The 13305-nt window shown below is 67.8% G+C and carries 11 protein-coding genes; 7 read left to right on the top strand and 4 right to left on the bottom strand.

What is annotated here, in order from left to right:
* Positions 1–559 precede the first annotated feature (559 nt).
* Complete coding sequence (locus K7W41_RS04315; protein ID WP_224605092.1) at positions 560–1702, bottom strand: glycosyltransferase family 4 protein; 1143 nt, start codon at positions 1700–1702, stop codon at positions 560–562.
* Positions 1703–1761: 59 nt separating this feature from the next.
* Here K7W41_RS04315 and hisA point away from each other — a divergent pair, with 59 nt between their 5' ends.
* Complete coding sequence (gene hisA, locus K7W41_RS04310) at positions 1762–2484, top strand: 1-(5-phosphoribosyl)-5-[(5-phosphoribosylamino)methylideneamino]imidazole-4-carboxamide isomerase (protein WP_224605089.1); 723 nt, start codon at positions 1762–1764, stop codon at positions 2482–2484.
* Positions 2485–2518: 34 nt separating this feature from the next.
* Complete coding sequence (locus K7W41_RS04305) at positions 2519–2995, top strand: hypothetical protein (RefSeq protein WP_224605087.1); 477 nt, start codon at positions 2519–2521, stop codon at positions 2993–2995.
* 15 nt (positions 2996–3010) lie between these two features.
* On the opposite strand, the gene K7W41_RS04300 is transcribed toward K7W41_RS04305, so the two are convergent.
* The 3 genes from K7W41_RS04300 to K7W41_RS04290 all read right to left on the bottom strand — a co-directional run bounded on the left by K7W41_RS04300 (position 3011) and on the right by K7W41_RS04290 (position 6073).
* Positions 3011–3802 carry an ABC transporter permease gene (locus K7W41_RS04300; RefSeq protein WP_224605083.1) on the bottom strand — a complete coding sequence of 264 codons (792 nt, stop codon included), beginning with the start codon at positions 3800–3802 and terminating at the stop codon, positions 3011–3013.
* A gap of 5 nt (positions 3803–3807) precedes the next feature.
* A complete protein-coding gene (gene modA, locus K7W41_RS04295; RefSeq protein WP_224605080.1) occupies positions 3808–4578 on the bottom strand; it encodes a molybdate ABC transporter substrate-binding protein in 771 nt (256 codons plus the stop codon).
* A 298-nt stretch (positions 4579–4876) separates the two neighbouring features.
* Positions 4877–6073: a YihY/virulence factor BrkB family protein gene (locus tag K7W41_RS04290; protein WP_224605078.1), complete on the bottom strand. Its 1197-nt coding sequence runs from the start codon at positions 6071–6073 to the stop codon at positions 4877–4879.
* 184 nt (positions 6074–6257) lie between these two features.
* Here K7W41_RS04290 and K7W41_RS04285 point away from each other — a divergent pair, with 184 nt between their 5' ends.
* From K7W41_RS04285 to dnaX, 5 genes are all read left to right on the top strand, one after another.
* Positions 6258–6680: a thioesterase family protein gene (locus K7W41_RS04285; RefSeq protein ID WP_224605075.1), complete on the top strand. Its 423-nt coding sequence runs from the start codon at positions 6258–6260 to the stop codon at positions 6678–6680.
* An 882-nt stretch (positions 6681–7562) separates the two neighbouring features.
* The gene (locus K7W41_RS04280; RefSeq protein WP_224605071.1) at positions 7563–9296 is read left to right on the top strand and encodes an NAD-dependent malic enzyme; all 1734 of its coding nucleotides are present in this window, start codon (positions 7563–7565) and stop codon (positions 9294–9296) included.
* A 216-nt stretch (positions 9297–9512) separates the two neighbouring features.
* Positions 9513–9953 carry a hypothetical protein gene (locus K7W41_RS04275; protein WP_224605068.1) on the top strand — a complete coding sequence of 147 codons (441 nt, stop codon included), beginning with the start codon at positions 9513–9515 and terminating at the stop codon, positions 9951–9953.
* A gap of 18 nt (positions 9954–9971) precedes the next feature.
* Positions 9972–10751, top strand: coding sequence for a M15 family metallopeptidase (locus K7W41_RS23670; protein WP_224605065.1), 780 nt, complete (start codon positions 9972–9974; stop codon positions 10749–10751).
* A 243-nt stretch (positions 10752–10994) separates the two neighbouring features.
* Positions 10995–13274: a DNA polymerase III subunit gamma/tau gene (gene dnaX, locus K7W41_RS04265; protein WP_224605061.1), complete on the top strand. Its 2280-nt coding sequence runs from the start codon at positions 10995–10997 to the stop codon at positions 13272–13274.
* Positions 13275–13305: the final 31 nt, after the last annotated feature.

Genomic DNA, 13305 nt, shown 5'->3' with positions numbered 1-13305 from the left:
TGACACAGCCACCACTGTTCTCGCTCCTCTTTGCTCGCCGGTTGAAAGAGGCGACTCCCTACGGACACTTCTGGCACATGGGGCGCAGGGCAAGACCTCAGCAAGATAAGAGCGCAACGATTCAGTTGAACGTGGCAGGCGGCAGACCTCTTCCAAATGGCCTCGTCCCGCGAACGGTAGATTCTGCGCCAGATGTATTCAATAGGTGTGAGGTGGGGTGAAATACCAGGCCACCAGTTCTCGCTTTTATGAATATGGATGTCTTGCTGTGGTCTTATTTGCCAAGCCTCTTCTATAATCTTCAATGTCTTTTCAACCACATGAGCATAATCATCTGGAACTACCACTCTGCATGTCTTCATAAGGAAGAATGCCAATAAACATCCTGATTTTCATCGTTTTGTGCAACAATCATAGGTTAAATCCCACCGGTGACTAATCAGCATGTAAACGAAAGTTGGCTGCCGGCCAAACCATCGCTGCTCATGGCGCTTTCTGCAGCTGTGCGTCCATTGACTGCGTGCCATTGACCTCCAGACCCTTCGGCGGGGCGGTTGGCCTAAGACCGCCCGGCGAGCACACGTTCGTATACCGCTTCCAGTGCCTGCGCCCGCACCGGCAGGTCGTAGCGGGCGGCGCTGGTCCGGGCGCCGCGCTGCAGCGCCGGCAGGCGCGCCGGGGCCAGGGTGTCCAGCAGCCCGCCCGCCAGGGCCTCGGGGGTGGGCTCGCGCACGGTGCCGTTTTCGCCCTCGGTGATGAGGTCCAGGGCCGCCGGGCTGCGCGCCGCCACCAGCGGGGTCCCCGAGGCCAGGGCCTCGATCATGCTCATGGGCAGCACCTCGCTGGTGCTGGCGGTGAGAAACGCGTCGGCGGCGGCCAGGGCTTCGGGCACGCGGGCGTAGGGAATGGGGCCCGTAAAGGTCACGCCCTCGGGGGCCAGGGCCTGCAGGGCCGCGCGGCTGGGGCCGTCGCCCACCACCAGCAGGCGCAGCTCGGGGCGGCTGGCGCGGGCCTGGTCAAAGGCGCGCAGCATGACCTCCAGGTTCTTTTCCGGCGCCAGGCGGCCCAGCGACACCACCAGCGGCGTCCCCGGGCCCACATGAAACTGCGCGCGAAAGGCGGCGCCCTCGGCGGCCCTGAAGGCGGCGAGGTCCACCGGGTTGGGAAACAGCTCCACAGGGCCCCCGTAGCCGTAGGCGCGCAGCATGTCCACCATCGCCTGCCCCGGGGCCAGCACCGCCGAGACCCGCCGCGCAAAGGCGCTGACATGCGGGCGCAGCACCGCGCGGCCCACCCGCTCGGGCATGGGGGCATAGTGCAGGTACTGGTCGTACTGGGTGTGGGCGGTGTACACCACCGGCGCCCCGGACAGCCGCCCCCACTTCAGGGCCAGTCCCCCCGCCAGGAACGGGTGCATGGTGTGCAGCACGTCCAAGTCGCGCAGGGGCAGCCGCGCGGTCAGCAGCGGGCCTGGGGCCAGCATGACCGGGTAGTCAGCCGGAGCGCCCAGGGCGCGCGCGCCCGCAAACGAGGAATTCAGGCGGTAGACGCCCTCCTCGGGCCCCGTCACCTGGGGGTGGCGCGGCGCAAAGAGGCGCACGTCGTGGCCGCGTTCGCGCAGGCCCCGCGCAAACAGGGCGGTACTGGTGGCCACCCCGTTGCGGGACGGCAGATAGGTTGCTGTGACAATCCCCACGCGCACGGGGGCAGTGTAGCCCTCACGGGCCCCCCCTGCGAGCCGGGGCCCGTATCCTGGGCCCCATGAGTGCCCCCTCGCCCCTCCTCATTCCCTGCGTGGATATTCAATCGGGCCGCGCCGTGCGCCTGTACGAAGGCGACCCGGACCGCGAAACGGTGTATTTCGAGTCGCCGCTGGCCGCCGCGAAGCACTGGGTGTCGCTGGGCGCCACACTGGTGCACCTTGTGGACCTGGACGCCGCCACCGGGCGCGGCGAGAACCGCGCGGTGATTCACCAGATCACGCGGGAACTGGGCGTGCCCGTGGAGGTGGGCGGCGGCATCCGCACCCGCGAGGCGGCTGAGGATCTGCTGGCGGCCGGGGTGGAGCGGGTGGTGATCGGCACGGCCGCTGTGAAGCAACCGGAACTGGTGCGCGAGCTGATCGCCGCCCACGGCCCGGCGCGCGTGGTGGTCAGCCTGGACGCCCGGGGCTTAGAGGTCGCCACCCACGGCTGGGCCCAGGGCAGCGGCGTGGGCGTGGGCGAACTGACCCCGGTGCTGTCGGCCGCAGGCCTGCACACCCTGATTTTTACCGATGTGACCCGCGACGGCACCCTGCGCGGCCTGGACCGCGAGCTGATGCGGCAGGTGCGCGCCCTGTGGACCGGCACCCTGATCGTGGGCGGCGGCGTGGCCAACCTGGACGACGTGGCGCTGCTGCAACAAGAAGGCATAGAGGGCGCCATTGTGGGCCGGGCCATCTACGAGGGCACGCTGCCGTATCCGCTGCCACAGCAAGGCTGATTCACAGGTGTCAGGGGCGCGGTAGGCTCCACTCATGGCGTTTGTCCGGCGCATCGTTGAACGCTCCACCCCGCTCCTTCAGGCCCTGGATGAAGTGTCGCCAGATGCAGTCAAGACGCTGGCAGATGCCCTGCGCGACGGGTTAGAGGAGTTTGAAGCTGCCGATCCCAACGATATGTGGAACGTCACGGCCAGGTTCTGGCCGACCACCTGCCGCTTTACGCGCAGTGATCGCGAAGGCTTGCCTGGGGTTGGTCAGGACTGTTTTCGGAGCGAACTCATTCGCCCTGATGATCGAGGAGAAATTTTACGAATGGTGAATATGGGTCACGCCTCCGTGGTGGTGCTGATCAGCTTGGTTCCCTATCTCCGCGCAGGGCACGAACCGTCCGTTCACGCCCTGGCAACCGCACTGCTCGGCGAAGCGGACCGCGTCATCCACTTGGGGCTGCCAGCGCACGAGGGCCTTTATGCGCTCCTCCAGGCGCGGCACGAATCACCTGAATCCTGATCTTCATCTTGCGTTCTACCGCTGGCGCAGCCCAGCTGCCATGCGCACCAGCAGCAACAGGGCAAAAGCCACCACCACCATCACCGCCGAGAGCACCAGCGCCGGCCCCAGGTCCGATTCCAGCGCGGCGTAGATGGCGAGGGTAATAGAGCGGGTTTTGCCCGGCAGCGACCCGGCGAACAGGATGGTGGCGCCAAACTCGCCCAGGGCCCGCGCCCAGGTGAGAATCAGGCCCTCCAGCAGAAAGGGCAACGCCAGCGGCCACGTGATCAGGCGAAAGACCGCCCAGCGCCCGGCGCCGTCGGTGCGGGCGGCGGCTTCCACGTCTGGGTCCACGGCGCCGAAGCCCGCGCGGGCGGCGCGCAGGTAAAACGGCGCCGAGACGAACAGCTGTGCCAGCACCACCGCCGCCGGCGAGAACGCCACGCTGATGCCCGCCAGTTCCAGCGGCGGCCCCAGCCAGCCCTGGCGCCCGAACACCAGCAGCAGCCCCACCCCCGCCACCACGGGCGGCAGCACAATCGGCAGGTCCAGCAGCGTTTCCAGCGCCGCCTTGCCAGGAAAGTGAAAGCGGGCCAGCGCCCAGGCCACCGGGGTCACCAGCACCACGGTGAGGGCCACCGCGCAGCCGGTGGTCAGCAGGCTCACGCGCAGGGCGTCCTGCACGGCGGGGCTGTGCAGGGTGGGCCAGAAGGCGGGGCCCAGCCCACGCGCCAGCAGGGCCAGCACCGGCAGCAGCAAAAAGGCCACCAGCAGCCCCCCCAGCGCGGCTGGCAGCAGGGGCAGCCCCTCGCCCGCGCGCCGCACGCGGCTTACGGGGTGGGGCGCGGCGCCGGCCGAAAGCCCCAGCGCCGCAGAATCGTCTGCCCCTCGGCCGACAGCACAAAGGCCACAAAGGCCTGCGCGGCCTGGGGGTTCGCGCTGCCCTTCACCACGCCCAGGGGATAGCTGGCGGTCTGGTTAAAGCGCGTGGGCAGGGCGATGAGGCGCACCTTGGCTTTCAGGGCGGGCGTGACATCGGTCTGGTAAACCACGGCGGCGTCGGCCTCGCCCAGGCCCACCTTCAGGGCCACCTGCCGCACGTTGGGCTCCTCGCTGACCACATTCTTCAGCACCCGGGCCGAAAAGTCCTTGCCGTAGGTGCCCGCCTTCTCCACGGCTGTCAGCATGCGCCGGGTGTAGTCGCCAGCCGGCACGGCGCGGTCGGCAATCACCAGTTTCACGCCGGGGCGCGCCAGATCGGCCAGGGTGGTCACGGCGCGGCTGCTCTGCGGGGCGATGATGGCCAGCCGGTTGCTGACAAAAAGCGTCCCTGGGTTCAGCAGGCCCGCGCGCACCAGCGGCTCAAACTGCGCGCTGTTGGCGCTGGCGTACACGTCGGCCCGTGCGCCCTGTTCCAGTTGGGTGCGCAGCACCTGCGAGCCCGCGAACTGAAAAGTCGTCCGGTGCCCGGTGCGGGCGTCAAAGGCCCGGCCCAGCTCCGTAAAGGCGTCGGTGAGCGAGGCGGCGGCGAACACCGTGAGGTTCGCGGCCTGGGCCGAACCCGCCAGCAGCAGGCCCAGCAAGAGCAGGGGACGCTTCATGCGCCCTGTGATAGCAGATGGCCGCGCCGGGCAGGTCAGACCGGGTTTGTCCTCCTCGCCAGCAAGGGGCAGACCGTGTTCAAGTGCAGAAAGTAAAGTCCTCCGCACGACATGGGCGGAGCCCACTGGCTGCCCGTTGCGGCGCCGCTCTGCGTGTCCACCGCAAGAGGGGTCGCCGGAAAAGTTGACGCTGTTTGCCCCCTTGGTCAGAGCACCAGCGGCGGGCCAAGGTCACACCCCAGACCCCGCTCCTTCTCCTAGTTCCAGCTCCTAGTTCCAGGCCAGCCAAACCGGCTGGTCACCCCTTGTCGCGGGTTCGTCTTCCGCCGGTCAGGCCCAGCAGCCGCAGCACAATCACGGCCGGTACCGCCAGCAGGGCCAGCAGCGCGTTGGCCAGCGCCGCGCGCACGGTGGGCAGCACCCGCCCCTCTTCCCGCCGGGGCACCTGCGGCAGCACGCGGGGGAGCGCGGGCACCTTCACGCCCAGCCTCCGGCCCCCCACCACGCGGCCCCGGGCGTCGCGCACCGGGCCGTCGGCGCCCGCTTTGGCCTCGCGCTCCTGCTCGCTCTCACTGGGGTCTATTTCCACGCCCTGGGCGGCCAGGGCTTCTTTCTTGGCGGTGTTGGCCGCGCCGCCCGCGTGGGTGCCGAATTTCTGTGAGTACACCCAGGTCACTTCTGCGCCAAAGAAAAAGATCATGGCCGAGTAGTAGATCCACAGCAGCAGCAGCACCAGCGAGGCCGCGCCCGCAAACACGCTGCCCGGCGCCGCCTGCCCCAGATACAGGCCAATGCCCAGCTGCCCCAGGGTGAACAGCGCCGACGTGAACAGGCCCCCCACCCAGACCTCGCGCCATTCCAGCTTCACGTCGGGCAGCACCTTGTAGATGCCCGCGAACACCGGGGCCAGACACAGGGTAGAAAGCAGCACCGTCCCCAGGCGCACGAACAGCGCGCCCGCCCCGATGGTGTCGCCCAGGTGCTGCGCAATGGCCGAGAGGTAGGTGTTCAGGCCCAGAAAGACAATCAGGATCAGCCCAATGGCCAGGATCATCAGGAAGGACTTCACCCGGGTCCACAGCACATGCACGATGCCCCGGGGCGGCGCTGGGTCAGCGCCCCACATGGTGTTCAGGGCGTCCTGCAGCTGCACGAACAGCCCGGTGGCCCCCATGAACAGGGTCACGCCCGCCACCACCGAGGCGATCACGCTACTTTTGTGCAGGCTTTCGGGCTTGATCAGGCCCTTCAGAAACGCGGCGGCGTCGGCCCCCAGGTTCTGGGTCACCACGCCGCTGGTCCCAAACAGCTGGTCCAGAAACCCCTCGTTGGTCAGAAAGCGGCTGGCCACGATCACGGCGATGAGCAGCAGCGGCGCCAGGCTGAACATGGCGTAGTAGGCGATGGCCGCCGCCAGCCGGGGGGCCTTGTCCTGCCCGAAGGCCAGAAAGGCCTCGCGCAGCAGGGTGAACAGATCGGCGGGCGAGAGCCTCATGACCGGCAGTGTACGGGGCCCCCCAGCCGCCCTCCGTGACAGCAGGTTAAGGCTCTGCCCATGCAGCTGGCCCCCCCGCGTCTGTTCCCCGGGCCCCGACCTGAACCGTGGGCGAGCAGCTCAAGCCGAACGGACTGGCCCCGCAGTTGGTGGAGCAGCCGGCATCCGTATTAGCCTACGCACCATGCGCGCCATTCCCGCCGGCTTTACCCAGACCCTCACGGTTACCGTGACCGACGACATGACCGTGAACTTCGGCGAACTGGGCCGCGTGCACCCGGTGTACGCGACCTACTGGATGGCCAAGCACTTTGAAGAAGCGGGCCGCAAGATCATCCTGCCGTTTTTAGAAGAAGGCGAGGGCGGGATTGGGATGCAGGTGGACGTGACACACACCGCCTCGGCGCTGCCCGGCATGACCGTCACCGTGACCGCCACCTTTGAGCGGCAGGAAGGGCGGCGCATCTACGCCTCTATGGTCGCCGTGAACGAACTGGGCGACGACATTGGCCGGGGCAGCAGCATTCAGGCCGTGCTGCCGCAAAGCCGCATTGATGAGGGCTTTGAAGGGCTGCGGGCCCGCTGGGCGGCGCATCAGGGGCGTTGATGGTGGAGGGTTGACGGGTGATGGATGATGGACGGGGCAGGCCTGCACATGCCCAGCGAAGACGTTTGCACCCAGCTTGAATACGCTGTGACCGCAGCCCTGGCCCAGTTGCCTTTTGCCGAACGGCGGGGGCTCTGGTGTGATGGCGTGGCGCTTGAACAGCCCGCCACGGCGTCTGGCCGGCGCCTGTTCGAGCACAGCGGCGAACGGTCCGGGACCGCGTGGATCGGCCAGGGTAAGACCGGTATGGCCCGGTACGGGCTGACGGTCCGGTTCAGCCCTCGTGCCCAGCAGGCGTATTTAGGGGGCGAACCGCTCAGCCCCTTCCTCCCGGGGCCCGGCGCAGAGCCCTGGCTGTACCTTCATGCGCCCACAAGGCAGCTGGTGCTTCAGCTGTTGTGACACGGCCGGCCGGCCATTGCCGGAACATCCAGGAAAGAACTGGGGGTTCCCCGCCTTCGGCGCTGATCCAGCCCAATGCCCGGAAATCCGTTTTTTCCTTCTCCCTCGGCGGCGCAGCTGGCTCAATCCGGTCGGGAACATTCCGGATAATGGTGCGGACAGTTTCAGCATTTCACAGAGGAAAGCCTGATAAACACGCTGTTTTTCTCCTCCCCCCTCGTGGGAGAGGTCGGGAGGGGGCAGCGAGTCGAGCGTGCCAGACGACCTTTCTTCCACGGGCCACTCGCCATGCTTGAACACTGTCCGCACCATTGATGAATCCAGGTGGCCCAGCCGTGCTCTTGTTTTCGTTCACGCCGTGCACAGGGGCGCAGCGCCCCAGCCTGGCGCTGTGTCTTCCCCCCGCGCCTTTTCCCTGTGCCTTCTGTTCACGGCCGCCCCTGAACCCGGTTCAACCGGGGCCCGCTATGCTGAAACGCCATGCCGAAGTCTCCGCCCGTTTCCCGGTATTACGACGTCAAACGCGACCCTGACGGTCAGCGTTACATCGAGGTTCAGGTCACGGGGCTGGCCCTGCTGCAAAATCCGCTGCTGAACAAGACCACGGCCTTTACCCGCCAGGAGCGCCGCGCGCTGGAACTTGAAGGCCTGATTCCGCCCCACACCAGCACCTTTGCCGAGCAGAAGGAACGCACCTACCTGCGCTACCTCAAGTGCGGCTCGGACCTGGAAAAACACGAGTACCTGCGCGCGCTGCAGGACCGCAACGAGGTGCTGTTCTATGCGATTCTGGAAGACCACCTCGAAGAGATGCTGCCCATCATCTACACCCCCACGGTGGGCGAGGCGGTGCGCAACTACTCCAGCAACTACCGCTACCCGCGCGGCTTCACGGTCAGCACCGAGGACATTGACCATGTGGAGGACATGCTGGAAAACGTGACGGTCAACGACGTGCGCATGATCGTGGCCACCGATTCCAGCGCGATTCTGGGCATTGGTGATCAGGGCTTCGGCGGCATGGCGATCAGCATTGGCAAGCTCTCGCTGTACACGGCGGCGGGCGGCGTGGGCCCGGACAAGACCCTGCCCGTGGAGCTGGATGTGGGCACCAACCGCCAGGACCTGATTGACGACCCGCTGTACCTGGGCGTGCACCACCCCCGCCTGACGGGTGCGGCCTACGATGAGTTTCTGGACGCGTTTGTGGAGGCCGTGTCGCAGCGCTACCCCAAGGCGATTATCCAGTGGGAAGATTTCAGCCGGGGCACCGCCTTCCGGGTGCTGGAGCGCTACCGGCGCGTCATTCCGTCCTTTAACGACGACATTCAGGGCACCGGGGCCATGGCGCTGGCCGGGCTGCTGGGGGCGGCGCGCATCAAGGGCGAGCGCCTCGCGGATCAGGTGTTCGTGGTGGTGGGCGCGGGCGCGGCCGGCATTGGCGTGGCCATGGCCATTCGCCAGGGGCTGCAGGCCCAGGGCCTGAGCTTCGAGGAAGCGGGGGCGCGCGTGTACGTGGTGGACCGCCACGGCCTGCTGATGCACGGCCAGCCGGACCTGGAACCCCAGCAGCTGGGCTTTGTGCGCCGCCGCGAGGAGGTGGCGCACTGGCACTTTGAGGGCGAGTACCCGACCATGCACGACGTGATCGTGAACGCCCAGACCACCGCCCTGCTGGGCTTTACCGGCGTGCCGGGCCTGTTTAAGCAGGAGAGCATTCAGGCGATGCTGGCGCACACGCCCCGGCCCATCGTCTTTCCCCTCAGCAACCCCAGCAGCCATGTGGAAGCCCGCCCCGCCGACCTGATTCACTGGACGAAGGGCGGCGCCATCATCGCCTCGGGCAGTCCCTTTCCCGATGTGGAGTACGAGGGCCAGCGCTATCCGGTGGGCCAGGGCAACAACGCCTTTATCTTCCCGGGGCTGGGCTTTGGGGCCGTGGCCAGCCGCGCGCGCGAGATCACCGACAACATGGTGATGGAAGCCGCGCGCACCCTGGCCGAGTTCACCGAGCGCTACGGCGAGCGCGTGTACCCGCCCATTGCCGACCTGCGCGAACTGAGCATTCGCGTGGCCGTGAACGTGGCCCTGCAGGCCATCCGCGACGGCGTGTGCGCCGAGCGCCGCATCCGCAACATGACCCCGGAAGAGTTAGAGGCCGTGATCCGTGACCGGGCGTGGCAGCCGCGTTACCTGCCGCTGCGAAGGGCGTAAGGGAGGATGGGTGATGGTTGATGGGAAAAGGGAGCAGGGGAATACGGCGCCCTCTGACCAACTATTGCGGCTTTGCAGTGCGGATGAACCCGGTGTGCGGTTGCCCTGGGTCTGATGACCTGTCATACATTTAAAGAACGTCTACACGGCTCTTCCCAAAGGCGACCCTGGCTGGAAGCCTCTGGGCCGCACAGACCCTAGCCCCCCGGAGACCCCATGACCCATGCCCGCACTCTGACTTTTGCCCTCTCGGCGCTGCTTCTGGGCAGCGTTAGCCAGGGGCAGCGCCTTCAGCTGCCCGCCCAGCCGCCTGCGCCGCAGGCCAAGCTGCTGTTTTCCTATGTGGCGTTCCTGTCCACGGACGACCATTTCAATTCCAGCGGCACCCGGCTGCAGAGCGTGGCGGCCATCATCCAGCAGGACCGCGCGAACTACCACACCCTCAAGCTGGACGCCTGCGACGGCGCCGAGCGGTATTTTTCCAGCAAGGCCAACCGCGCCGCCCTGAGCACCATGGTGGCCCGGGCCACGGTGCCCACCAGCCTGAAAAGCCGCATTCTGAACGCCACGCCCGTCGTGCGGGTGTCGGTGTACCGGGGCGCGGCGGCCGATTATGTCACCCTGGCCGAACTGCCCTCGTCGACCTGTGGTCGCTAGGCCCAGTCCCCGCGCGGCGTGCTAAGGGTTGGGCTCTGGCTGGCCCTGCTGCTGGGCCCCCCGGCCGCCGCCCTGACCGCGCAGGAACAGGCGCAGGTCTCGGCCCTGGTTCGGGCGTACCCCGCGTTTCTCAGCCGGGTGGAAGGCGACACGCTGGTCTGGCGGGACGGCACCCGCATGCCCCTGACCCACAGCCGCGCGGCCAGCTACGTGGCCCTGTTGAACGCGCCGGGGCTGCTGGACCAGCTGGCTACCCCCTACCCCGCCTGCGCCCCGCTGCGGCCCCCGGCCTGGAACGTGGACCCCGGACGCGTGCGCTTTGAACCGTTCTTCCGCAAGATGTACGGCGCCTCGGCCGCCGAGGTGGCGGGCCGCCTGACCGACGTGAACTGGTTCGGCCAGCGCCTGCGCGTGACGCAGGTGAACGGCGCGGCGCGCAGCCTCGCCGCCGTGGCGGCCGAACTGGCCGGGCTGCCCCAGGTCCGGCCCTTCGTGACCCCCAGTGCGGGCACCTTCAACTGGCGCACGATTGCCGGCACGCCCCGCCTGAGCGTGCACGCTTTCGGCGCGGCCATAGACCTGAACGTGGGGCGCTCGGCGTACTGGGCCTGGGGCGGCTACCGCGAGGGCCAGCGCGGCATTCCCTACCGCAACGCCTTTCCCCTGGCGCTGGTGCAGGTCTTCGAGCGCCACGGCTGGATCTGGGGTGGCCGCTGGTACCACCACGACACCATGCACTTTGAATACCGCCCCGAATTGACCGGCCCCGAAGCCTGTGCGGCGGCGTCCAAGGGTTAGATCCGGCCGAAATGGTGATGGCACCGCTCTTTTCCTCTTCCCCCTCTCCCCTCCCCCCTTAACCCAACCTGCCTCACTGCGCCCCCTTCCCCCGGCCCTCTACACTGGGGCAGTGAAGCGGCGAGTGGTTGAAAATCAGTGGTTAAGCGCCCATAGTCCTGGCCTCCTGTCTTTCCCACATCCCACTCCCCACTCCCCATTCCCCGCCCCGAACTTGCAAAGCCGCGCAGCGGAGGGGCCTTTATGAGCGCCATCTACCAGCGGGCCCGGCCGGTGCGCTGGGAAGACGTGGTAGGGCAGGAACACGTCAAGGACGTGCTGCGCGCCGCGCTGTCGCAGGGGCGGGTGGGACACGCCTACCTGTTCAGCGGCCCGCGCGGCGTGGGCAAAACCACCACCGCGCGCCTGATCGCCATGACCGCCAACTGCACCGGCCCGCTGCCGAAGCCCTGCGGCGAGTGCGACAGCTGCCTCGCGGTGCGCGCGGGCTCGCACCCCGACGTGCTGGAAATTGACGCCGCCAGCAACAACTCGGTGGACGACGTGCGCGACCTGCGCGAAAAGGTCGCCCTGGCGGCCATGCGCGGCGGCAAGAAGATTTACATTCTGGACGAGGCGCACATGATGAGCCGCGCGGCCTTCAACGCCCTGCTCAAGACGCTGGAAGAGCCGCCCGGCCACGTCATTTTCATTCTGGCAACCACCGAGCCGGAAAAGATCATTCCCACCATTCTGTCGCGCTGCCAGCACTACCGCTTTCGCCGCCTGACGCCCGAGGAAATTGCGGGCAAGTTGAGTGGGCTGGTGGAGCGCGAGGGCGTGAGCGCCGAGCCGGCCGCCCTGGCCCTGATTGGCCGCCTCGCCGACGGCGCCATGCGCGACGGCGAAAGCCTGCTGGAACGCATGCTGGCAGCCGGCAACGCCATTACCCGCACGGCGGTGGAAGAGGCCCTGGGTCTGCCCCCTGGCGAGCGCGTGCGCGGCATTGCGGCGGCCCTGGTGAGCGGCGACGCGGGCGCGGCCCTGCAGGGCGCCGGGGCGCTCTACCGCGACGGCTTCGCGGCGCGCACGGTGGTCGAGGGGCTGGTGTCGGCCCTGGGCGCGGCCCTGCACGCCGAACTGGGCCTGGGCGGCGAGCGCCTGGAGGGCGCCGATGTGCCCCGATTGCTGCGCCTGCAGGCGGCCCTGGACGAGCAGGAGGCCCGCTTTGCCCGCGCGGCCGACGGCCAGAGCCTGGAACTGGCCCTGACCCACGCCCTGCTGGCGGCCGATGGTGGCGGAGGCCAGGGGGCCAGCGTGGGCGCCGGGGGGAGTGCCGCCGTGCCCGCCGAACTCACCCAGCGCCTCAACCGCCTGGAGAAGGAACTGGCCAGCTTGAAGGCAGCGGGGGTGCGACAAAACAGTACTCAGGCAAGATCTGCGGAAACTATCCACCAACCGCAAGTGGCATCGGGTGGACCAACTCCCCTCAGAGCTTCCAGTCCCCACGATTCACCAGCTCAAAACTTTAGTTCGCACGTTTTCAGCGATGCAGACTGGAAAACAATTCGCGAGTCTGCCGAAAAACCTTTCAAACCCTTTCTCCGCGAAGCAAAAGCTCACATAGAAGATAACTTATTTGTCGTTAGCCTTGATGCTAAATGGTCGTTTCACACGACGCAGTTGGTCAGTAAGTTTGACGACCTGTGTACGCTAATATGGCGGCACTTCCCTGATCTTCAGATTGAGCTAAGAACTAGCAAGGGAACACAAAGAGCGGTTCCTAAAAATCACTCCCCTGGCTTAAAAAGCTCGAACTCTTCTTCTCAAGACGCGACAGAATCCAGTCAAGAGACATCAGGCATCACTACCGCGTCACCTGTCATTAGACCGGACATTGCCCCCTTCGACCCGGGCCGCAGCGCCCCGGCGCGCCGCGCCACCCGTGGCCCGGAGTTCGAGTCGGTAGAGCCGGCCCCGGCCAGCACTGCCCCCCGCTCCGTCCCTCAGGCGGCCAGCACGCCGCCCCCCCGCCCGGCCAGCGTGGCGACCCTGCCGCCACCGCTGCCGGAACGCCGGGTGCCGCCTGCCAGCCCCGACGATGTGGCCCCCGCGCCGCTGCCCGTGGCGGACCTGCCCTGGGACGACACCCACGCCGCGCAGCCGCCCGCGCCCCCCGCCGATGCCCAGGGCGGTGACCGGGTGCCGCCCCCGGCCGCTGCCCGCGAGCCCTACGTGGTGGAGGCGATCACCGAGGAGCCCGACTGGGACGCCTTTGGGGCGCCTGTGGACGACCCCGGGCCCCCGCTGGACGACGCGCCCTTTGCTGAATACAGCGTGTCGCGCCCGCCGCCCCGGCCGGCCCCGACCCCGGCGCCCACCCCTGCTGCGCCGCCGCCCCCGGGCCGCCCCGGCGACATCCGCGCGCACCCCATGTACGAGGACATTCGCAACCGCTTCAGTGGCCGCGTGCGCGAGATTGGCAAAAACCGCAACACGCCCGCCGCTGCCAGCGCCAGCGAGGACAGCGACGACGAGGAATAAGGGGCGGCCCAGGCCGAGGACCACCTCCAGG

The sequence above is a fragment of the Deinococcus multiflagellatus genome (assembly GCF_020166415.1).
GTDB classification, from domain to species: Bacteria; Deinococcota; Deinococci; order Deinococcales; family Deinococcaceae; genus Deinococcus; species Deinococcus multiflagellatus.
Note: the sequence above shows the minus strand (reverse complement) of the source record. Positions and strands in the feature narration are given on the sequence as shown.